The organism is Streptomyces roseolus, from assembly GCF_014649855.1.
GTDB classification, from domain to species: Bacteria; Actinomycetota; Actinomycetes; order Streptomycetales; family Streptomycetaceae; genus Streptomyces; species Streptomyces roseolus.
In genome coordinates this window covers 65,907-87,079 of sequence record NZ_BMTV01000023.1, presented here as the reverse complement: position 1 = coordinate 87,079, position 21,173 = coordinate 65,907, and the positions used below count along the sequence as shown (strand labels likewise).

The 21,173-nt window shown below is 73.5% G+C and carries 17 protein-coding genes; 10 read left to right on the top strand and 7 right to left on the bottom strand.

The features are described 5' to 3' along the window. Positions 1-468: 468 nt before the first annotated feature. Positions 469-1,281: an SAM-dependent methyltransferase gene (locus tag IE245_RS25825; protein ID WP_189951671.1), complete on the top strand. Its 813-nt coding sequence runs from the start codon at positions 469-471 to the stop codon at positions 1,279-1,281. Next, positions 1,278-3,455 carry a putative bifunctional diguanylate cyclase/phosphodiesterase gene (locus IE245_RS25820; RefSeq protein WP_189951669.1) on the top strand — a complete coding sequence of 726 codons (2,178 nt, stop codon included), beginning with the start codon at positions 1,278-1,280 and terminating at the stop codon, positions 3,453-3,455. Before IE245_RS25825 ends, IE245_RS25820 begins: the two co-directional genes overlap by 4 nt. 151 nt (positions 3,456-3,606) lie before the next feature. Here IE245_RS25820 and IE245_RS25815 read toward each other — a convergent pair whose 3' ends face one another. From IE245_RS25815 to IE245_RS25805, 3 genes are all read right to left on the bottom strand, one after another. Continuing rightward, positions 3,607-5,784 carry a TerD family protein gene (locus tag IE245_RS25815; protein ID WP_189951667.1) on the bottom strand — a complete coding sequence of 726 codons (2,178 nt, stop codon included), beginning with the start codon at positions 5,782-5,784 and terminating at the stop codon, positions 3,607-3,609. Positions 5,785-5,879: 95 nt separating this feature from the next. Beyond that, a complete protein-coding gene (locus IE245_RS25810) occupies positions 5,880-7,112 on the bottom strand; it encodes a cation:proton antiporter (RefSeq protein WP_229851501.1) in 1,233 nt (410 codons plus the stop codon). A 3-nt stretch (positions 7,113-7,115) separates the two neighbouring features. Beyond that, positions 7,116-7,586 (bottom strand): cation:proton antiporter regulatory subunit, encoded by a 471-nt coding sequence (locus tag IE245_RS25805; protein ID WP_189951758.1) that lies wholly within the window; start codon positions 7,584-7,586, stop codon positions 7,116-7,118. Between the two features lie 287 nt (positions 7,587-7,873). Between IE245_RS25805 and IE245_RS25800 the strand changes: the two genes are divergently transcribed. Both IE245_RS25800 and IE245_RS25795 read left to right on the top strand, forming a co-directional pair. After that, positions 7,874-9,034, top strand: a complete 1,161-nt coding sequence (locus IE245_RS25800) for a HAMP domain-containing sensor histidine kinase (RefSeq protein WP_189951665.1) — start codon at positions 7,874-7,876, stop codon at positions 9,032-9,034. After that, positions 9,031-9,699, top strand: coding sequence for a response regulator (locus IE245_RS25795; RefSeq protein WP_189951663.1), 669 nt, complete (start codon positions 9,031-9,033; stop codon positions 9,697-9,699). Before IE245_RS25800 ends, IE245_RS25795 begins: the two co-directional genes overlap by 4 nt. Before the next feature lie 4 nt (positions 9,700-9,703). On the opposite strand, the gene IE245_RS25790 is transcribed toward IE245_RS25795, so the two are convergent. After that, positions 9,704-10,612, bottom strand: coding sequence for a LysR family transcriptional regulator (locus IE245_RS25790; RefSeq protein ID WP_189951661.1), 909 nt, complete (start codon positions 10,610-10,612; stop codon positions 9,704-9,706). A 97-nt stretch (positions 10,613-10,709) separates the two neighbouring features. Between IE245_RS25790 and IE245_RS25785 the strand changes: the two genes are divergently transcribed. The 4 genes from IE245_RS25785 (at position 10,710) to IE245_RS25770 (ending at position 15,007) form a co-directional block, all read left to right on the top strand. After that, complete coding sequence (locus IE245_RS25785; RefSeq protein ID WP_189951659.1) at positions 10,710-11,486, top strand: succinate dehydrogenase; 777 nt, start codon at positions 10,710-10,712, stop codon at positions 11,484-11,486. Positions 11,487-11,488: 2 nt separating this feature from the next. Next, positions 11,489-13,429 (top strand): fumarate reductase/succinate dehydrogenase flavoprotein subunit, encoded by a 1,941-nt coding sequence (locus IE245_RS25780; protein WP_189951657.1) that lies wholly within the window; start codon positions 11,489-11,491, stop codon positions 13,427-13,429. Then, entirely contained in the window at positions 13,426-14,169 is a 744-nt protein-coding gene (locus IE245_RS25775) for a succinate dehydrogenase/fumarate reductase iron-sulfur subunit (RefSeq protein ID WP_189951655.1), read from the top strand. The genes IE245_RS25780 and IE245_RS25775 overlap by 4 nt, the downstream gene beginning before the upstream one ends. Before the next feature lie 157 nt (positions 14,170-14,326). Continuing rightward, positions 14,327-15,007: a DUF5701 family protein gene (locus IE245_RS25770; RefSeq protein ID WP_189951653.1), complete on the top strand. Its 681-nt coding sequence runs from the start codon at positions 14,327-14,329 to the stop codon at positions 15,005-15,007. On the opposite strand, the gene IE245_RS25765 is transcribed toward IE245_RS25770, so the two are convergent. Beyond that, positions 15,004-17,439, bottom strand: a complete 2,436-nt coding sequence (locus tag IE245_RS25765; protein ID WP_189951651.1) for an ATP-binding cassette domain-containing protein — start codon at positions 17,437-17,439, stop codon at positions 15,004-15,006. The two genes, IE245_RS25770 and IE245_RS25765, sit on opposite strands and share 4 nt — an antisense overlap. Positions 17,440-17,448: 9 nt before the next feature. Continuing rightward, on the bottom strand, positions 17,449-18,504 hold the full coding sequence (locus tag IE245_RS25760) for an LLM class flavin-dependent oxidoreductase (protein ID WP_189951649.1): 1,056 nt from the start codon (positions 18,502-18,504) through the stop codon (positions 17,449-17,451). 157 nt (positions 18,505-18,661) lie between these two features. Here IE245_RS25760 and IE245_RS25755 point away from each other — a divergent pair, with 157 nt between their 5' ends. Then, the gene (locus tag IE245_RS25755) at positions 18,662-19,150 is read left to right on the top strand and encodes a phosphatase domain-containing protein (protein WP_189951647.1); all 489 of its coding nucleotides are present in this window, start codon (positions 18,662-18,664) and stop codon (positions 19,148-19,150) included. Positions 19,151-19,181: 31 nt separating this feature from the next. Here the strand turns inward: IE245_RS25755 and IE245_RS25750 are convergent, their stop codons facing one another. Next, entirely contained in the window at positions 19,182-19,397 is a 216-nt protein-coding gene (locus IE245_RS25750) for a dodecin (protein ID WP_031014923.1), read from the bottom strand. A 291-nt stretch (positions 19,398-19,688) separates the two neighbouring features. Here IE245_RS25750 and IE245_RS25745 point away from each other — a divergent pair, with 291 nt between their 5' ends. Further along, the gene (locus tag IE245_RS25745; RefSeq protein WP_189951645.1) at positions 19,689-20,939 is read left to right on the top strand and encodes an extracellular solute-binding protein; all 1,251 of its coding nucleotides are present in this window, start codon (positions 19,689-19,691) and stop codon (positions 20,937-20,939) included. The last annotated feature ends 234 nt before the right edge of the window (positions 20,940-21,173 follow it).

Below are 21,173 nucleotides of genomic sequence, written 5' to 3'. Positions count from 1 at the left end.
TGACGTTTTGCCGCGGACTGCCCGATCCGGAGCAAGGACAGGGCCGTCGGAGCAGGTGTGGAGGGGGCGTGCGCCGGGGCATGAAATGGCCGACGGAAGCCGTCCCGGTCCCCTGGTGGAAGAACTGTCCGGTTGTCGCCCTGCCGCGAATCCGCTCCGGGCGGTACCGCGTTCGGCGGCGGCCGCGCGCCGGGGAACCGACCGCCGAGGTACGGAGGGGTGCGGGGGTGCGCAACGGGCGCCCGGCGGTGGGCCGGAGAGCCGGCGCACGACCATATGCACGTGAATGTGCACGGCCTGAAGGCGTGAAATCTTCGTTCCGTACGCACGTGCCAAAGGCGTGTGACCAAGAACGGACCGCGAATTTCCGTTTCTACTCGCTCTCTCGGCGGGCGATCAGTAGCCTCACCTCGAACACGGCCGCGAACACGGGGCCGCATCCCCCATGGCGACTTGTTGGAGACATTGATGGAGCGTCCCGCCTGGGCTCCGCCGGGTATCGACATTTCGGTACCGAGCGTGTCCCGTATGTACGACTTCTATCTGGGCGGCTCGCACAATTTCGAGGTGGACCGGGAAGCGGCCCGCAAGGCCATGGAGTTCCTGCCGGGGCTCCCCAAGATCATGCAGGCGAACCGGGCGTTCATGCGCCGCGCCGTCCGCTTCGCCGTCGACAACGACGTCACCCAGTTCCTCGACATCGGCTCCGGGATCCCGACCTTCGGCAACGTGCACGAGGTCGCGCAGGCCGCCGACCCCGCCGCCCGGATCGTCTACGTCGACCACGATCCCGTCGCGGTCGCGCACAGCCGGGCCGTCCTGGACGGCGTCGACGGCGCCCTCGTCGTCCCCGCCGACCTCCGCAAGCCGGCCGACATCCTCCACAGCCCCGAGCTCACCGGACTCCTCGACCTCGACCGGCCGGTGGCCCTGCTCCTCGTCGCCGTCCTGCACTTCCTGGAGGACGCCGACCGCCCGCACGAGGCCGTCGCCGAACTCCTCGACGCGCTCGCCCCCGGCAGCCTCCTGGTCGTCACCCACGCCTCGTACGAGGGCATCCCCGTCGACCAGGAGCGGGCCAGCGGCACCGTCGACGTCTACCGCAGCACCCGCAGCCCGCTGGTGATGCGCTCCCGGGAGGAGATCGCCCGCTTCTTCGACGGCACCGAGACCGTCGAACCCGGCCTGGTCTCCATGCCGTTGTGGCGGCCGGACGGCCCGGTCGAGGAGGAGGACCCGTACGCCTTCTCCGGCTTCGCAGGTGTGGGGCGCAAGGCGTGAAGGTGCCGTCGCAGCCGTCCGGATCCACCGCGGAAGCCGACGGCCCGGAGGACAGACTCAGGCGGTTCGTCACCATCTGGAGCCGGGCCATCTTCCCGGTGACCGCCACCTCCCTCACCCGCGCCGAGTTCGAGGGCCACCTCCTCCCGCTCGCGCGCCTGCTGTGCGAGGCGCTGCTCGCCCGGCCCTTCGACACCGCCCCCGCCCAACGGGCCGGCGCCGGCCTGGTCGACGCCCACTGCACCGACCCGGACGCCCTCGGCCGAAGCCTCGGCGTCGTCGACTCGTACCTCGTCCTCTACTGCGGCACGGACCCCTCGTTCGCCGCCGAGGAACTGCGGGCCCGCTGCGCCCGCCTCCAGCACGCCATGGCCACCGGCTACGCCCAGGCCCTGCGCGAGCGCACCCGCCTGGAACAGGAGGCCATCGCCCGCTCCGCGCTCGCCGCCCGCAGCGCCGCCGAGATCGCCCTGCACGCCACCGAGAGCCGCTTCCGGGCGGTCTTCGACGGCGCCGCCATCGGCATCGGCATCGCCGACCTCGAAGGCCGCATCGTCGAGATCAACGACACCATGACCCGCATGTTCGGCGGCGTCGAGGCGCACGTCCGCAGCCGCAACGTCAGCGAGTGGGTCCACCCCGAGGACGGCCCGCACGTCTGGCGGCTCTACGAGGAGCTGGTGCGCGGCGAACGCGAGCAGTACCGGGTGGAGAAGCCGTACTACCGCGGCGACGGCACCGTGCTGTGGACCAACCTCACCGTCTCCCTGCTCCGCGACGCCGAGGGCCGCCCCCAGTACCAGCTCGCCCTCATGGAGGACATCACCGAACGGCGCCTGCTCCACCTGCGCCTGCGGTACGAGGCCACCCACGACGCCCTCACCGGGCTCCCCAACCGGACGCTCTTCTTCGAGCGCCTGGAGAAGGCCGTCGCCCCCGCCACCGGCGGCGACGACGCCCGCTTCGCCCTCTGCTACCTCGACCTCGACGGCTTCAAGGCCATCAACGACAGCCTCGGCCACTCCGTCGGCGACCGGCTCCTCGTCGAGGTCGCCGACCGGCTCCAGGCCTGCGCCACCGGCCCCGGCGAGATGGTCGCCCGGCTCGGCGGCGACGAGTTCGTCGCCCTCACCACCGGCACCGAGGGCGAGGGCGACGCGGTCGCCCTCGCCGACCGCATTCTCGCCGCCCTCTCCACCCCCGTCGGCGTCGACGGACGCGAGCTGACCGTCCGCGGCAGCCTCGGCGTCGTCGAAGGACCGGCCGGCGAACGCACCGCCGCCGAGGTGCTGCGCAGCGCCGACATCACCATGTACCGGGCCAAGTCCGCGGGCGGCAACCGCTTCGAGCGCGCCGACCCCGAGGCGGACGCCCGCGCCATCACCCGGCACGGCCTCACCACCGCCCTGCCGACCGCCCTGGAACGCGGCGAGTTCTTCATCGAGTACCAGCCGCTCGTCCACCTCGACGACGGCAGCGTCCACGGCGCCGAGGCCCTCGTCCGCTGGAGCCACCCGCAGCACGGCGTCCTCGGCCCCGACCGCTTCATCCCGCTCGCCGAGGACACCGGCCTGATCGTCCCGCTCGGGCGCTGGGTCCTCCAGGAGGCCGTCCGCCAGGCACGCTCCTGGCAGCTCGACAACCCCACGGCCGGCAACCCGCTCCGCATCAACGTCAACCTGTCGCCGACCCAGCTCCACCATCCCCGGCTGGTCGCCGACACCGTCGACGTCCTGGAGCGCGCCGGCCTCGCACCGGGCGCGCTCTGCCTGGAGGTCACCGAGTCCGCCCTGATCGGCGCCGACGAGGACCTGCTGAAACCGCTGCGCCAGCTCGCCGAGATGGGCGTCGACATCGCCCTCGACGACTTCGGCACCGGCTACTCCAACCTCGCCAACCTGCGCCGGCTGCCGGTCAGCGTCCTCAAGCTCGACCGCTCCTTCACCCGCGGCATGCAGCAGCACCCGGTGGACCCCGTCGACCTGAAGATCGTCGAGGGCATCGTCTCCCTCGCCCACAGCCTCGAACTCGCCGTCACCGTCGAGGGGGTGGAGACCGCCGCCCAGGCCGAACGCCTCCGGGAGATCGGCTGCGACACCGCCCAGGGCTGGTACTACGCCCGCCCCGGCGCCCCGGACCGCATCCACTCCCTGGTCCTCGCCGACGCGGTGTGACCCCGGCACGCGCGACGGGCCGCGGTCCTCGGAAGGACCGCGGCCCGCGCGGAACGAAAAAAGGGGGGCGAGGAAAGCGGAAGGACTATCTTCAGTAGAGGTTCTGAGAAGGAAGCCCCACCATGGCCTCGCCCCGCACCGACCGTAACACTCAGGCGGGGATCAGGTCGCGCAGATTTTCCGGCGTCACGACGACGGACCCCTCGGCGAGCCCGTCGGGCCGCTCCAGACCCAGATACGTCACCGGCTCCTCGGGCACCTCGCCCCCCTCCCACAGCGTCACGGCGGATCCCGACTCCTCCATCAGGCGCACCAGGTGACCGACCGTCAGCGGTCGGCGCCCCATCAGACCGCGCAGCAGCACCGTCACCGACACCCGGTGGTCCTCCACCCGGTTCGCCGCCGGCGCGCCCCGCAGGCACAGGTGCAGCCAGTGCGCGTGCCACCGTCCCTCGTCGTCCCGCCGGAACGCCAGCGGCAGCGCCACCCGGCCCGGCCCCCGCAGATCCGACTTCATCCGGACCGTGCGCGGCTCGAACGGGCGGCCCCGCTGCTCCCGGTCGCGCAGCATGAACCCGAAGAACGACTCCTCCGTCGCCTCGAAGCCCTCGCCCTCGAAGACGTGCACCTGCGGCACGATGTACGTGCCGCGCACCGCGTCGAGCCGCAGGTCGATGAACTCCGAAGCCCCGTCCGGAGCCGCGACGACATCACCGGAGTGCACGCCCTCGACGTCGGCCAGCGCCGTGTACGACAGCCAGGTGACCGGCCGGTACCGCTCGTCCAGGACCAGCGCCGACAGATCCAGGTCAGTGGTCAGCCGGGTCTGCTTCCAGTACATGAAGAAGCGCAGCAGCTCTCCGTCGACCGGCGACACCGAGCCGCGCGGCAGCACCCCGAAGCCCCCGGACGACGCCCGGCCGCTGAGCGGCAGCGCCACGTCCAGCGCCTCCGGGGCGACGAGGATCCGCTCCGGCACCGGCAGCCTGCGGCGCGTCTCCGCGTCGAGCAGCGCCACCAGCCGCTCCCGTACGCCCGCCGGAAGCGCCGGGCGGGTGTCGGGCGCCACCCAGGCGCCGCCCGCCCGGTTCACGAACACCCGCCGCCCGGCGCCGCGTCCGGCTCCCCGGTTCTGCACGTGCTCGCGCACCGACAGCACCACGCGGCCCGCCACGCGCGACCCGGACCGCTCCACCGCGGCGAGCACCGCCTCCCGCCCGGCCTCGTCCGCCGCCGTACGCAGCAGCCGGTCGAGCGCCCGGAAGAGCCGGCCCGGCGCCGCCGACGCCAGCAGGTCCGCCGCCCCCGGCACGTCGTCCCGGGCGAGCAGCGCCTCCACCCGGGAGTCCAGCGACGGCGCCCGCGACTCGCCCCGGGCCACCGCGAAGACCTCGGCGGCGTGCGGCCACGCCGGGTACGCGTGCGGGTGCAGCCGCTCCCCGAGCCGCTTCCACGCCTCCCGGTACGGCGCGACGTCGGCAAGCTTCTCCGGAGCCGCCGCCACCACGCCGTCGAGGGCGGCCAGCAGGATCCGCCGCAGCGGCCGGGACAGCGAGCGGAAACGGGTCCGCTCGCGCAGCGTCACGTCCCCGTCCGACAGCGCGCAGGCCAGCCGCAGCACGTCCGTGACGGTGTCGAGCAGCGGCGCCGCGCCGGCCCGCAGCCGGGCGGCGTTGACCACGGCCCGGTTCTCCCGGACCGGGATCTCCGCCGGCTGCGGCCCGTCCGCGCAGTGCGCGGCGAGCACCGCCAGATCGGCCAGGTGCTCCTCGCCCAACGGCGTCACGGAACCGGCCAACGACAGGTACAGCGCGCCGAGTTCCTCCCCGGTGGGACCGCCGAGATGCAGCACGGTCAATCGGTCCCCGCCCGACGGAGTCAACTCCGCGTGCGCCGCGAGCAGTTCCTCGTACGTGTGCGGGTACCGGCCGTACGCGGGCAGCGTCAGCAGGTTCAGGACCCCGGCACTCGGCTGCGCCTCGACCGCCTCCCGGGCCTCGGGGTCGTCGAGCGCCTTCAGGACGCACGACAGCCAGAACTCCTGGGTGTCGGGGACGTTGCGGGGGAAGTCGATGAAGTAGGCGTTGTGCCGGACGTGGTCGCCGACCCGCTCGCGGACCGCCTCCAGCGCCCGGCGGGCCAGCTCGACGACGGTCTCGCCGGGCCGCCCGGACAACTCCCTCAGCAGGGAGGGCGACAGGGCGAAGCCCGCCGTCCGCAGCGCGGCGTCGAACCGCAGGGCGGCGGCGGAGCCGTCCCCGGCGGGACCGGCGGGCACGGGCAGCCGCAGGGTGTGCCGGACGAGCAGACGTTCGAGAGCGTGGTCCATCCCGTGATGCTCGCAGCCCGCCCGACCGGCCCGCACGCGGATTTCGGCCGCCCCCGGGCCGACGGGCCCGGGGGCGGCCGGACCCCTCCGGGCCGTCAGCGCTCGTGGCGGACCGGCTCGGGCAGCGGCAGCCGCTCCTCCGCGGGCCCCGGGTCCAGCGGCGCCCGGCGGCGCAGGCCCGTCGCCCAGGTGGCGACCGGCTCCGTGTACCGGGCCGTCAGCGGGCCGATGACGACGAGGATGAGGACGTACGCGGTGGCCAGCGGGCCCAGCGAGGGCTCGATCCCGGCCGAGACCGCGAGCCCCGCGATGACGATGGAGAACTCGCCCCGGGCCACCAGCGTCCCGCCGGCCCGCCACGCGCCCTTCGCGGAGATCCCGTTGCGGCGCGCCGCCCAGTACCCGGTGGCGATCTTCGTGCCCGCGGTGACGACGGCGAGGGCCAGGGCGGGCAGCAGCACCGGCGGGATGCTGGCCGGATCGGTGTGCAGCCCGAAGAAGACGAAGAACACGGCGGCGAACAGGTCCCGCAGCGGGCTCAGCAGATGGTGCGCGCCCTCCGCGACCTCACCCGACAGCGCGATGCCGACGAGGAACGCGCCGACGGCCGCGGAGACCTGGAGCTGCTGCGCGATCCCCGCGACCAGCAGCGTCAGCCCCAGCACCACCAGGAGCAGCTTCTCCGGGTCGTCGCTCGACACGAAGCGCGAGATCACCCGCCCGTACCGCACGGCCACGAACAGCACGAGCCCGGCCACGCCCAGCGCGATCGCGAGCGTCGCACTCCCGGCCGCGAGCCCGGCTCCGGCCAGCAGGGCGGTCACGATCGGCAGGTACACCGCCATCGCCAGGTCCTCCAGGACCAGGATGCTCAGCACCACCGGCGTCTCCCGGTTGCCCAGCCGCCCCAGGTCCCCGAGGACCTTCGCGATGACACCGGACGACGAGATCCACGTGACCCCCGCCAGCACCACCGCCGCCACCGGTCCCCACCCGAGCAGCAGTGCCATCGCCGCACCCGGCAGCGCGTTGAGCGCGCCGTCCACGAGCCCGGCCGGGTACTGCGTCTTCAGATTGGAGACCAGATCGGTCGCCGTGTACTCCAGACCGAGCATCAGGAGCAGCAGGATCACCCCGATCTCGGCACCGATGGCGACGAACTCCTCGCTCGCCCCCAACGGCAGCAGCCCACCCTTCCCGAACGCGAGCCCGGCCAGCAGGTACAGGGGTATGGGCGAGAACCGAAACCGCCCCGCCACCCGGCCCAACAGGCCGAGGCCGAGGATGATCGCTCCGAACTCGATGAGGAAGACGGCGGACGAGTGCACCGATCACTCCCTTCCCAGGATGGTGGCGGCGGCGTCCACGCCCTCGTGGGTGCCGATGACGATGAGGGTGTCCCCGCCGGCGAGACGGAAGCCGGGACCGGGGGAGGGGACGGCGTCGGCGCGGCGCAGGACGGCGACGATGGACACGCCGGTCTCCGTGCGCATGCGGGTCTCGCCGAGGGTGCGGCCGTTCCAGTGGGAGGCCGAGGACAGCTCGATGCGCTCGGCGACCAGGCCCAGCTCGGTGGTGTGGAGCAGGTTCGGGCTGTGGTGGGCGGGCATCAGCGCGTCGACGAACGCGGCGGACTCCCCGGCGGTCAGGTGCAGCGACTGCAGGCAGGCGTCGGGGTCGTCGGACCGGTAGACGTTGACCGTGCGGGTGCCGTCGCGATGGGCGATCACCGACAGGTGCCGGTGCTCCCGGGTGGTGAGGTCGTACTGGACGCCGATGCCGGGAAGCGGCGTCGAACTCATCCGTGAAGTGGGCACGGCCCGGACTCCTCGTGTCGTCGGATGGCGTGGGCGCGCGCGGCGAGGAGGCCGGTGCCCCTCCACGGAGGCGGGAGTTCCGGGGCCGCGGCCGGAACATGCTGTCATGCCGGAGGCCCTTCGCGCATGGGTGCCGGCACGGATGGACAGGGGCCCGGACGGCGGCGACGATGGGGCGGGGACGTAGGCTTCTTCGCAGGTCAGCGCGGGCGGCCGGGTGATCGGCCGGCCGGGCCGGCCAGGCCGGTGGAGTCGGGGAGAGAGAGCGGGACGTGTCACTGTACGGACGGATCTTCCTCCTGAACGCGGCCGTCCTCGTCCTCGCCGCGGGGCTCCTCCTGGGACCCGTCACCGTTTCCACCCCCGTCCTCCTCGGCGAGGCGGTCGTCGTGGTCTGCGGCCTCGTCCTCATGCTCGTCCTCAACGCGCTGCTGCTGCGCGTGGGCCTCGCCCCGCTCGGCCGGCTCGGCCGCGCCATGGCCACGGCCGACCTGCTCAAGCCGGGCACGAGGGCCGAGGTGTCCGGGCGCGGCGAGATCGCCGACCTGACCGCCGCCTTCAACGCCATGCTGGACCGGCTGGAGGCCGAGCGGGCCACGAGCACCGGCCGGGTCCTCACCGCGCAGGAGGCGGAGCGCCAGCGGATCGCCCGCGAGCTCCACGACGAGGTGGGCCAGACCCTCACCGCCGTCCTCCTCCAGCTCAGGCACACCGCCGACCACGCGCCGGCGGAACTCCGCGAGGACCTGCGGCAGGCGCAGGAGACCACCCGGGCGGGCCTGGAGGAGATCCGCCGGATCGCCCGCCGGCTGCGGCCCGGGGTCCTGGAGGAACTGGGCCTGCACAGCGCGCTCCGCTCCCTCGCCGGCGAACTCTCCACCCCGGGCCTCCGGGTGACCACCCACCTCGCGCCCGTCCCGCGTCCCCTCGACCCGGCGACGGAGCTCGTCGTCTACCGGGTCGCCCAGGAGAGCCTCACCAACGCGGCCCGCCACGCCGCCGCCGGCCACGTCGACGTGCGCCTCGGCCCGGCCCCGGGCGGCGGCACGCGCCTCGTCGTCCGCGACGACGGCCGGGGCACGGCCGGCGCCGAGGAGGGCGCCGGGATCGGCGGCATGCGCGAGCGCGCCCTGCTCGTCGGCGCCGACCTGTGGATCGGACCGGGGGAGGAAGGCGGTACGGAGGTGCGCCTCGACCTGCCGGCACCGGCACCGGCGGCGGCACGCGCGCGTGGGGACGCGGCCGCATCCGCTCCCGCCGCCGGACTCGCCCCCCTTTCCGCGCCCGCCTCCGCCGCCGGGCTCGCCCCCCTTTCCGCATCCGCGCCCGCCGCCGGGCGCGTTCCGCTTTCCGTACGCGCGTCCGTGGCGGAGCCCGTATCCTCCACCGATCCCGTTCCCCCGTCGGCCCCGACCCCTGGACACGAGCGATGACCTCCGCCGTACGCCCGCCCGCCCGGATCCTCCTCGTCGACGACCACGCGCTGGTGCGGCGCGGGGTGCGCCTCATCCTCGACGGGGAGCCGGACCTGGAGGTCGTCGCGGAGGCGGGGGACGGGGCCGAGGCGGTCGCCGCCGCGCGCTCGGACGACGGGCTCGACCTCGCCGTCCTGGACATCGCGATGCCCCGGATGACCGGGCTGCAGGCGGCGCGCGAACTCGCCCGGCTGCGGCCCGGGCTGCGGATCCTGATGCTGACGATGTACGACAACGAGGAGTACTTCTTCGAGGCGCTGCGGGCCGGCGCCAACGGGTACGTGCCGAAGTCCGTCGCCGACCGGGACCTCGTCGAGGCCTGCCGGTCGGCGCTGCGCGACGAACCGTTCATCTACCCGGGCGCGGAGACGGCGCTGATCCGCAGCTACCTCGACCGGGTGCGCTCCGGCGCGGGGCTGCCCGAGCGGCCGGTCACCGAGCGCGAGGAGGAGATCCTGAAGCTGGTCGCCGAGGGGCACACCTCGAAGGAGATCGGCGACCTGCTCTTCATCAGCCCGAAGACGGTGGAGCGGCACCGCGCCAACATCCTCCAGAAGCTCGGGCTGCGCGACCGCCTCGAACTGACCCGGTACGCGATCCGGGCCGGGCTCATCGAACCCTGAGCCCTCACCGCGCGGCGTCCGGGCCCGTCCTGCCGCGCCGCGAGGCCATCAGCAGCTTCTGGAGCTCGCGGGCGGCGCGCGGCGGGGCGACGTCGCTGCGGTGGGCCAGGGCGATCGTGCGGCGCAGACCGGGCCGGGCGAGCGCGGTGACGCGCAGGTCGCGGCCGGCCCGGGCGGCGACCATGGCGGGGACGACGGCGAGCCCGAGCCCGGCCCGCACGAAACCGAGGACCGCGTCCAGCTCGCCGCCCTCGACGGTGAACGTCGGCTCGAAGCCGGCCGCCCGGCACGCCCCGACGGTCAGCTCCCGCAGGTCGTAGCCGTGGCGGAACATGACGAGCGGCTGATCGCGCAGGTCGGTGATCCGCACCGGCCGGCGCGGCGGCGGCGTGGAGGCCGCCGAGACCACCACCAGGTCCTCGCGCAGCAGCTCGACCGTGGTCAGCGCCGGCGACGGCGAGGGCAGGGGCAGCACGACGAGCGCCAGGTCGAGGGAGCCGCGGGCCAGCTTCCGCACCAGGTCGTGCGAGCCGCCCTCGTCGATGAGCAGCTCGATGCCCGGGTGCAGGTCGTGGAAGGCGCGCAGGACGTCGGGGAGGAGGCCGGTGCAGAGGCTGGGGGTGGCGCCGAGGCGGACCCGGCCGCGCTTGAGCTGGGCGAGCTCCTGGACCTCGCGGCGGGCGGTCTCGGTGTCGGCGAGGATCCGGCGGGCCAGCGGGAGGAGGGCCTCGCCGGCGTCGGTGAGCGCGATGTTGCCCCGGGCCCGGCTGAAGAGCTCCGCGCCCAGCTCCTGCTCCAGCGCCTTGATCTGCTGGGAGAGGGAGGGCTGGGAGACGTGGACGCGTTCGGCGGCCCGGGTGAAGTGGCGGGTCTCGGCGACGGCCACGAAGTAGAGGAGCTGCTGGAACTGCATGAAGCCCAGCCTAGGGCACACGCATAGCTTCAGCCTATGGATATCAGCTGGACCATGTCTTGGACCTCTCGGGTCCTTCGGCCCTAGCGTCGAAGGCATGGCTCTGGCACCCAGCAAGGACACGGCGGCCGCGAAGGACACGGCCGCGAAGGGCTCGGCGTCCGACCGCGAGGCGGCCCCCGCCCGCCCGCCGTCCCGCACCCCGACCCGCGGCTTCTGGTCGTCGACCATCGGCAAGAAGACCGTCATGGCCGTGAGCGGCCTCGTCATGCTCGCCTACCTGGTCGCGCACGTCGCGGGAAACCTCAAGGTCTTCTTCGGCCCCGAGGAGTTCAACGCCTACGGCCACTGGCTGCGGGTGATGGGCGCACCCGTCCTGCACCACCAGTGGGGACTCTGGATCGCCCGGATCGCGCTCCTCGCCGCCGTCGGCGCGCACGCCGTCTCCGCGTACCAGCTCAGCCGCCGCGACATCAAGGCGCGCCCCACCCGGTACGCCCACCGGCGCAAGGGCTCCTCCTACGCCACCCGCACCATGCGCTGGGGCGGGATCATCCTCGCTCTCTTCATCGTCTGGCACGTCCTCGACCTCACCACCGGGACCGTCCACCCCGGCGGCTTCGAGGAGGGCAGGCCCTACCAGAACGTCATCGACACCTTCTCCACCTGGTACGGCAACACGATCTACATCGTCGCCATGCTCGCCGTCGGCCTCCACGTCCGGCACGGCTTCTGGAGCGCCGCCCAGACCCTCGGCGTCGGCAACGCCCGGCGCGAACGCGCCCTGCGCCTCACGGCGAACCTCCTCGCGCTCGTCCTGACCGCGGGATTCATCGCCGTCCCCGTCGGCGTCATGACCGGAGTGGTGAACTGACCATGAGCTACCTCGACTTCCGCACCGGCGAACCGATCGCCGACACCAAGGCCCCGGCCGGCCCCATCGCCGAACGGTGGGACACCCGCCGCTTCGAGGCGAAGCTGGTCAACCCCGCCAACCGGCGCAAGCACCGGATCATCGTCGTCGGCACCGGCCTCGCCGGCGGCTCCGCCGGCGCCACCCTCGCCGAACAGGGCTACCACGTCGTCCAGTTCTGCTTCCAGGACTCGCCCCGCCGCGCCCACTCCATCGCCGCCCAGGGCGGCATCAACGCCGCCAAGAACTACCGCAACGACGGCGACTCCGTCCACCGCCTCTTCTACGACACCGTCAAGGGCGGCGACTTCCGCGCCCGCGAGTCCAACGTCCACCGGCTCGCGCAGATCTCCGTCGAGATCATCGACCAGTGCGTCGCCCAGGGCGTCCCCTTCGCCCGCGAGTACGGCGGCCTCCTCGACACCCGCTCCTTCGGCGGCGTCCAGGTCTCCCGCACCTTCTACGCCCGCGGCCAGACCGGCCAGCAGCTCCTCCTCGGCGCCTACCAGGCGCTCTCCCGGCAGATCGCCGCCGGCAACGTCGAGATGCACGCCCGCACCGAGATGCTCGACCTGATCGTCGTCGACGGCCGGGCCCGCGGCATCGTCGCCCGCGACCTGATCACCGGCGAGGTCTCCACCCACTACGCGGACGCCGTCGTCCTCGCCAGCGGCGGCTACGGCAACGTCTTCTACCTGTCGACGAACGCGATGAACTCCAACGCCACCGCCGTCTGGCGGGCCCACCGGCGCGGCGCGTACTTCGCCAACCCCTGCTTCACCCAGATCCACCCCACCTGCATCCCGCGCACCGGCGACCACCAGTCGAAGCTGACCCTGATGAGCGAGTCGCTCCGCAACGACGGCCGCATCTGGGTGCCGAAGGCCAAGGGCGACACCCGCCCCGCCGCCGAGATCCCCGAGGACGAGCGCGACTACTACCTGGAGCGGATCTACCCCTCCTTCGGCAACCTCGTCCCCCGCGACATCGCCTCCCGCGCCGCGAAGAACGTCTGCGACGAGGGCAGGGGAGTGGGCCCCGGCGGCCAGGGCGTCTACCTGGACTTCGCCGACGCCATCGCCCGGATGGGCCGCAAGGCCGTCGAGGCCAAGTACGGCAACCTCTTCGACATGTACGAGCGGATCACGGCGGAGAACCCGTACGAGGTCCCCATGCGGATCTACCCGGCCGTCCACTACACGATGGGCGGACTCTGGGTCGACTACGACCTCCAGACCACCGTCCCCGGCCTCTTCGCCATCGGCGAGGCCAACTTCTCCGACCACGGAGCCAACCGGCTCGGCGCCTCCGCCCTCATGCAGGGCCTTGCCGACGGCTACTTCGTCCTGCCGGCCACCATCAACGACTACCTCGCCCGCCACCCGCAGGCCGAGCCCGTCACCGACGAACACCCCGCCGTCCGCGAGGCACTGGCCGAGACCGAGGACCGGCTCCACCTCCTCCTCTCCGTCGACGGCGACCGCACCCCCGACTCCTTCCACCGCGAACTCGGCGAAGTCATGTGGGAGTTCTGCGGCATGGCCCGCACCGAGGAGGGACTGCGCACCGCGCTCCGCCGGATTCCCGAGATCCGTGAGGAGTTCTGGCGCCGCATCAAGGTCCCCGGCACCGGCGCGGAGCTCAACCAGTCCCTGGAGAAGGCCAACCGGATCGTCGACTACCTCGAACTCGCCGAGCTGATGTGCCTCGACGCCCTGAACCGCGCCGAGTCCTGCGGCGGCCACTTCCGCGAGGAGTCCCAGACCCCGGACGGCGAAGCCGCCCGCCGCGACGAGGAGTTCGCCTACGCCGCCGCCTGGGAGTTCACCGGCGGCGCCCCCGTCCTCCACAAGGAGGACCTCGCCTTCGAGTACGTCCACCCCACCCAGCGGAGCTACGCATGAAGCTCAACCTGCGCGTCTGGCGCCAGAAGAACTCCGGCGCCGAGGGCGCCATGGTCACCTACGAGGTGGACGGCGTCTCCCCCGACATGTCCTTCCTGGAGATGCTCGACACCCTCAACGAGGACCTCATCCTGCGCGGCGAGGACCCCGTCGCCTTCGACCACGACTGCCGCGAGGGCATCTGCGGCGCCTGCAGCCTCGTCATCGACGGCGACGCCCACGGCCCCGAGCGCACCACCACCTGTCAGCTCCACATGCGCTCCTTCCGCGACGGCGACACCATCGACGTCGAACCCTGGCGGGCCTCCGCCTTCCCGGTCGTCAAGGACCTCGTCGTCGACCGCACCGCCTTCGACCGGATCATCCAGGCCGGCGGATACGTCACCGCCCCCACCGGCTCCGCGCCCGAGGCCCACGCCACCGCCGTCCCCAAGGCGGACGCCGACTTCGCCTTCGAGCACGCCGAGTGCATCGGCTGCGGCGCCTGTGTCGCCGCCTGCCCGAACGGCTCGGCGATGCTCTTCACCTCCGCCAAGGTCAACCACCTGAACGTGCTGCCGCAGGGCGCCCCGGAGCGCGAGACCCGGGTGCTCGACATGGTCGCCCAGATGGACGCCGAGGGCTTCGGCGGCTGCACCCTCACCGGCGAGTGCGCCACCGCCTGCCCCAAGGGCATCCCGCTGCCCTCGATCGCGGCCATGAACAAGGAGTGGCTGCGGGCCCGGCGCAAGGTGAGGTGAGAAGGCCTACCCCCTGCCGGGAACCGCAAGGCGAGGTGAGAAGGCCTCCCCCTGCCGGGAACCGCAAGGCGAGGTGAGAAAGTCTCCCCCCGCCGGGAACAAAGCGTCGGCCCGGGCCGTTTTCCCCGGGCCGACGCCATCCCGACCGAGGAGAACCTTGCCCGACGCGCACAGCACCGCCCCGACCGCCGACGCCTTCACCAGCACGTTCCCGCTTCCCCCGCTCGCCGACCAGGCCGAGCGGCTCATCGAGCTCGGGGTGCCCGCCCTCACCGGCGTCGACACCGGTGAGCTGAGGGCCTACGCCGAGAAGGCCGCCGCCGACGCCCCGGCCGGCTCCCTGCTGGCCGTCCACCCGGACGCCGCGCCCGCCTCGGCCCTCGCCCCGTTGCTCAGGCTCGCGGACAAGCCCGGCTTCGTCGTGGTCGACATGGAGGACGCCGACTCCTTCGCCCCGCAGGGCGTGGAGCTCCCCGACGGCCCCTTCTACCTGGTCCACGGCCCGGACCGGGGCGACCACATGGGCAACTGGTCGCCCGAGGAGGCCCTTCCGGCCCTCACCGCCGCCGGACGCACCCCGCTGCTCCTCACCGAGGGCATCCACTGGCTGCTCCAGCGCCCCGAGGTCCTGGAGCGCAACAAGTGCTTCATGACCATCGGTTCGCGCCTCCGCAAGCCCAACGGCTCCTTCGACGCCCGCACCCCGGCCATCTGGATCAGCAACGGCACCGGCCGCGACGGCAAGGAGCGCAAGGGCGCGCCCAAGGTCGGCTGGTGCTGGTGGAACAACCGCCACACCTGGCTCGGCTTCGGCTCCACCACCGGCCGGAACGGCTAGCCGGTTCCGCCGGGGATCCCCAGGGCCCGGGCCAGGTACGGCGCGGTGCGGCTCTCCGCCGAGCGCGCCACCCGGGCCGGGGGACCCTCGGCGACGACGCGGCCTCCGGCCTCGCCGCCGCCCGGCCCGAGGTCGATCACCCAGTCCGCTCCGGCCGCCACGTCCATGTCGTGCTCGACGACGACCACCGTGTGGCCGCCGTCCACGAGGCCCCGCAACTGCCGCACCAGCACCTCGACATCGGCCGGGTGCAGCCCCGTGGTCGGCTCGTCGAGGACGTACAGGGTGTGGGCGCGGCGCGGGCGCTGGAGCTCCGCGGCCAGCTTGATGCGCTGCGCCTCGCCGCCGGACAGTTCGGTGGCGGGCTGGCCGAGCCGCAGGTAGCCGAGACCGACGTCGAGGAGGGTGGTGAGGCTGCGGGCCGCCGACGGTACGTCCGCGAAGAACTCGGCCGCCGACTCCACGGTCAGGTCCAGGACTTCGGAGATCGTCAGTCCGCGCAGCCGCACCTGGAGGGTCTCCGGGTCGTAGCGGGCGCCGCGGCAGTCGGGGCAGGGCGCGTACGTGCTCGGCAGGAACAGCAGCTCCACCGAGACGAACCCCTCGCCCTGGCAGGTCTCGCAGCGGCCGCCCGGCACGTTGAAGGAGAAGCGCCCGACCTTGTAGCCGCGGGCCCTCGCCTCCTCGGTCTCCGCGAACAGCCTGCGCACCACGTCGAAGAGGCCGGTGTACGTGGCCAGGTTGGAGCGCGGGGTGCGGCCGATGGGCCGCTGATCGACCGTCACCGTCCGTCCGGCGCCCTCGGTTTCCTCGGTGAGCGCCCCGACGAGGGTGGACTTACCGGAGCCCGAGACGCCGGTGACGGCGGTCAGGGCGCCCCGGGGGAAGACGGCCTCCACGCCGCGCAGGTTGTGCCGGGTGACGGGGCCGGTGCGCAGCCATCGCCCGGGGACGAGCGCGGGCCGCTCCGGCACGGGGGGCCGGTCGAAGAGGAAACGGCGGGTGGCCGACTCCTCGACGTGCGCGAGGAGTTCGGGCGGACCGCTGTGCAGGACCCGGCCGCCGTGCTCCCCGGCGCGCGGACCGACGTCGACGAGCCAGTCGGCGTGCCGGACCACGTCCAGGTGGTGCTCGACGACGAAGACCGTGTTGCCGGCCGCCTTCAGCCGGTCGAGGACCACGAGGAGGGCTTCGGTGTCGGCCGGGTGCAGACCGGCGGACGGTTCGTCGAGCACGTACACGACGCCGAAGAGCCCGGCGCGGAGCTGGGTCGCGAGCCGCAGCCGCTGGAGCTCTCCGCTGGAGAGGGTGGGGGTGGTGCGGTCCAGGGAGAGGTAGCCGAGGCCGAGTTCGGTGACGGTGGCGATCCGGGCGAGCAGGTCCTGGGCGAGGACGCGGGCGGTCTCCGGGCCGGCGGGGGCGGGGGCCGGGCGGTCGGTCGCGTCGGCGGGGGCGCCGGCCGCCGTGCCGGTGCCGTCCGGGGCGGCGGCCGGGGTCAGCACCTCCGCCAGGGCGGTCAGCGGCAGCGCCGCGAGTTCGGCGATGGTCCGGCCGGCGAAGGTGACGGCCATCGCCTCGGGACGCAACCGGCTCCCGCCGCACACCGGGCACGGCGCGCTCGTGAGGAAGCGTTCCGCCTTGGCCCGCAGCGCCGGGCTCTTCGACTCGGAGTAGGTGCGCAGGACGAGCCGGCGGGCGCCGGTGTACGTGCCCTGGTAGGGGCGCTGGATCCGGCCCGCCTCACGGACGGGGTGGACCGTGACGACCGGCTGTTCGTCGGTGAAGAGGATCCATTCCCGGTCCTTCGGGTCCAGCTCGCGCCACGGCCGGTCGACGTCGTACCCGAGGGCGTCGAGGACGTCGCGCAGGTTCTTGCCCTGCCAGGCGCCCGGCCAGGACGCGACGGCGCCCTCCCGGATCGACAGGTCCGGGTCGGGGACCAGCAGCTCCTCGCTCGTCTCGTGGATCCGGCCGAGCCCGTGGCAGGACGGGCACGCGCCCGCGGCGGTGTTGGGGGAGAAGGCGTCGGAGTCGAGCCGGGGCGCCCCGGCCGGGTAGTCGCCGGCGCGGGAGTAGAGCATCCGCAGCGAGTTCGACAGGGTCGTGACCGTGCCGACGGAGGAGCGGGCGCTGGGCGCGGCGCGGCGCTGTTCCAGGGAGACCGCCGGGGGGAGTCCGGTGATCTCCCCGACCTTCGGGGCGCCCACCTGGTGGATGAGCCGGCGGGCGTACGGCGCGACGGACTCGAAGTAGCGGCGCTGGGCCTCCGCGTAGATCGTCCCGAAGGCGAGCGAGGACTTCCCGGAGCCGGAGACGCCGGTGAAGACGGTGAGGGCGTCGCGGGGGACGTCGACGTCCACGGCCCGGAGGTTGTGCTCGCGGGCGCCGCGGACACGGACGTAGGGGTCGTGGGTGGAGACTGGATCCAGCATTCGGAGATTTTATCCAATATCCGTTTCTCGGACGGTATCGGCCCTCCGGCCGGTCCGCGGTGTCAGCCCCGCCGCCCGGGCCAGCCCCCGGTACGAGGCGAGCAACGCCTCCCGGTCGTACGTGCTCGTCGTCACCAGGACCTCGTCCGCTCCGGTCTCCCGCACGGCGTCCGCGAGCCCCTCCGCCACCTGCTGCTCGGTGCCGTACAGATGGCCGGCGAGCCCGTCCTCGTACAGCCCGCGCTGGCGTTCCGTCATCGGGAGCCGCTCGATCCGCTCCGGCGGCGCGAGCGGCGGGAAGTCGCCCCGGGTGCGGGAGTACGCCATGCCCCAGGCCTCCGGGACGAGCAGCCGGCGGGCCTCCGCCTCGGTCGGGGCGACGGCGATCGTGCCGGAGACGACGACGTACGGCTCCGCCGCCCACGCCGAGGGCCGGAAGGCGGCCCGGTACGCGTCCACGGCGGCCGTCAGCCGGGCGCGGCGGCGCAGGTCCCCGACGACCAGCGGCAGTCCCGCCTCCGCCGCGATCCGAGCACCCGCGCCGGTCGCGAGGACGAACGGCGGGACCCGCAGCCCCTCCGCCGGGCGGGCGTGGACGCCGGGATGGGCCGTCTGGGTGCCGGTGAACCAGCCGAGCAGCTCCTCGATCCGCTCCGGGAAGGTCTCCGCCTCGTCCTTGTCGTGACCGAGGGCGCGCCGGACCCCGTCGGTGAAGCCCAGCGAGCGGCCGAGGCCCATGTCGATCCGGTCCGGGAAGAGCGAGGCCAGCACGCCGAACTGTTCGGCCACCACCATGGGCCGGTGGTTGGGCAGCATCACCCCTCCGGTGCCCACCCGGATGGCCGAGGTGGCGGCGGCGACGGCCGCGGCGAGCACGGTCGGCGCGGAGCCGGCGACACCGGGCACGCCGTGGTGCTCGGAGACCCAGAAGCGGTGGTAGCCGAGCGCCTCCGCCTCGCGGGCGAGCCGCACCGTGTCGCGCAGGGCCTGGGACGGCGACTCGCCCTCCCGCGTGCGGGAGCGGTCGAGGACCGAGAGGCGGAAGCCCGGGGGGAGAGTGCTCATGAGGGTTCCAACGCGCGCGTGCCGCCGGTGTTCCCGGAGACGGACCCGTCACGCGGCGCACGTCGGTCCCGGGGCCGGGCCGGTCGCGCGGCGCACGTCGGTCCCGGAGGCCGGCCGTCGCGCGGCGGTTGTCGGACCCGGCTCCTAGGCTGGGCGCGTGACAGGAGACTCCCGGCCGCTGGCCGTCTTCGACCTCGACAACACGCTGGCCGACACCGCCCACCGGCAGCACTTCCTGGAGCGCGGGCCGCGGGACTGGGACGCCTTCTTCGGGGCGGCGCCGGACGACCCGCCGCTGGTGGAGGGCGTGGCGCTGTGCCGGTCGGCGGCGGAGGAGTGCCAGGTGGTGTACCTGACCGGGCGTCCGGAGCGCTGTCGGCGGGACACCCTGGAATGGCTGGCCGCGCAGGGGCTGCCCGAGGGGCCGCTGCACATGCGGCGGCACCGCGACTACCGGCCGGCGCGGGTCACCAAGGTGGAGGTCCTGCGGCGGCTCGCCGCCGGCCGGGAGGTGCGGATGCTCGTCGACGACGACGGGCTGGTCTGCGACGCCGCAGAGGCGGCCGGCTTCCCGGTCGTCCGCGCCCACTGGGCGACCCCCTCCGAGGCGCTGGAGGAGGCCCAGGAGCGCGAGGGCAGGACCTGACCCCGCCCGGCAGCGGCGCGGCCAGGGCGTGTCAGGCGCCGTCGTCCAGCCGGAAGCCGACCTTCAGGCCGACCTGGTAGTGCTCGATCCGCCCGTCGACCAGATGCCCGCGGACCTGCGTGACCTCGAACCAGTCGAGGCCGCGGAGCGTCTGCGAGGCGCGCTCGATGCCGTTGCGGATGGCCTGGTCGACGCCCTCGGTGGAGGTGCCGACGATCTCGGTGACGCGGTAGGTGTGGTTCGACATGGGGGCCGGATCCTCTCAGTGCCCGCGGTTGGGTCCACTCCACCGTGCCCCAGCCCTCGGAACGCCGCGACACGACGAGGGGACCGTGGCGTCCCCTTCGCCCGTACCCGGGGGTAACCGTTCCGAATGCCCGCCCGGTCCGGGAACGAGGTGGTCAAGGACTTGACCACCTCGGTTGGTCCAGACCAGAATCCTGGCCACATGCCCGCGCGAACATCCCGTTCGGTCCCCCCACACGCCGGGTCAGCCGCCCATGTCGCACCACCGTGTGCTGAACCGAAGGTGACCTCCGTGAAGAACCGCTTCCTCGCATGCCCGCTGGCTGCCGCCACCGCACTCGCCCTCGCGGGCTGCGGGCTGTTGCCGGGCTCCGGGGGCGAGACCCGGACGGTCGACATATGGCTCATGCGGGACAGCGTCAGCGAGGACTTCCTGAACCGCTTCACCCAGGCGTACGAGGACGAGCACGACGACGTCGAACTCAACGTCACCATCCAGGACTGGACCGGCATCGGCAAGAAGGTCACCGAGGCCATCAAGGGAGACGGCGGGCCGGACCTCATCGAGGTCGGCAACACCCAGGTCGCCCAGTACGCCGACACCGACCGGCTCTTCGACCTCACCCTGGAGTCCGTCCGCGACCTCGGCAGCGAGGACTGGCTGCCCGGCCTCGCCGAACCCGGCAGCGTCGGCGGCTCCCAGTACGGCATCCCCTGGTACGCCGCCAACCGCATCGTCATCTACAACAAGGACCTCTTCGCCCAGGCCGGCGTCACCGAGCCGCCCGCCACGCGCGCGGAGTGGCTCGACGTCACCGAGAAGCTGAACCACCAGGGCTCCCAGGGCATCTACCTGGCCGGCCAGGACTGGTACACCCTCGCCGGCTTCATCTGGGACGAGGGCGGCGAGCTCGCCGTCGACGAGGGCGGCGCGTGGACCGGCACCCTCGACAGCCCCGAGGCCCTGCGCGGCATGGAGTTCTACAAGGACCTCCAGTCCCTCGGCTCGGGCCCGAAGAACGCCGACGAGCAGAACCCGCCGCAGGCCGAGGTCTTCGCCCGCGGCGACGTCGCCCAGATCGTCGCCGTACCCAGCGCCGTCTCCGCCATCCTCAAGGCCGACCCCGGCCTCAAGGACAAGCTCGGCTACTTCCCCGTCCCCGGCAAGAAGGCCGGCACCCCCGGCGCCGTCTTCACCGGCGGCTCCGACCTGATCATCCCGGAGAACGCCCCGGACCGCACCGCCGCCCTGGACGTCGTCAAGGCGCTGGCCGGGGAGAAGTGGCAGACGGAACTCGCCCGCGCCATGGGCTACGTGCCCAACAAGAAGAGCCTCGCCTCCGTCGTCTCCGGACAGGAGGCCACCGCCGCCATGGCCGCCGGCGCCGCCAACGGACGCGCCACCCCCAACTCCCCGCAGTGGGCCAGCGTCGAGGGCGACAACCCCATCAAGCCCTTCATGACGGCCGTCCTGGAGGGCGAGGACGCCAAGAAGGCGGCCCGCAAGGCCTCCGAGGCCATCACCGAGACGCTGGCCGAGTAGGGGGCCGCCCCGGCCGAGCGGGCCGGAGGGAGAGCGCCGGCCGGGGCCGGCACGGGGCGGCCCGGGCGGGCGGGGAAGCGGCCCGGGCGGATTGTCGGGCGTGGCGCGCCCCGGGCGCGGGCGCCGCGGAGCATTCAGCCTTCCCACACCCGCGATCCCCCGGACGGTCATGTCGAATCCAGCCGGCGGCGGAAGAAACGAGGGGCCGGGCCGCACCGTTCGCGGACCGGCGCG